The sequence below is a fragment of the Limimaricola cinnabarinus LL-001 genome, assembly GCF_000466965.1.
Taxonomy (GTDB): Bacteria; Pseudomonadota; Alphaproteobacteria; order Rhodobacterales; family Rhodobacteraceae; genus Limimaricola; species Limimaricola cinnabarinus.
Genome location: NZ_BATB01000192.1, coordinates 1 through 507 on the forward strand (window position 1 = coordinate 1; position 507 = coordinate 507).

A 507-nucleotide genomic window follows, 5' to 3' on the forward strand; every position below is an offset into this window, starting at 1 on the left:
CTTGAGGTCGACCAGCAGTTCGCGCCAGCTCTGCGCGCTCTCGCGCATGCCGACCTGAAAGCCTACGAGCTCTTTCTTTCCTTCCGGCGTCGCGCCGATGAGGACCAGCATGCATTCGGCCTGCGGCTCCATCCGAGCCTGGAGATAGACCCCGTCAGCCCAGACATAGGCGTAACGACGCGCGGCGAGGTCGCGGCGCTGCCAGCGCCCATACTCCGTCTCCCATTCACCTGTCAGGCGCGACAGCACACCAGGCGACAGGTTCGGGGCATTCTCGCCGAGCAGGGCCGCGAGGGCCTCCTGGAAGTCCCCCGTCGAGATGCCGCGGAGATAGAGAACCGGCAGCAGCGCATCCAAGCTGCGGGAGCGCCGCGCCCATCGGGGCAGGATCGCGGAGGTGAACCGGATCTTATCCGCTTCGTTTTCCGCAGAGCGATCCCGGACTTTCGGTCGCCTGACTGCGAGCCCGCCAATCCCGGTCTGGATCTCGCGCTCGGGGCCGTAGCC

1 protein-coding gene is annotated in these 507 nt (G+C 66.9%); it reads right to left on the bottom strand.

The window, feature by feature from the left end; genetic code table 11:
- A partial coding sequence (locus MBELCI_RS19070; RefSeq protein WP_045320588.1) for an IS256 family transposase occupies window positions 1–507 on the bottom strand: 507 nt, incomplete at both ends.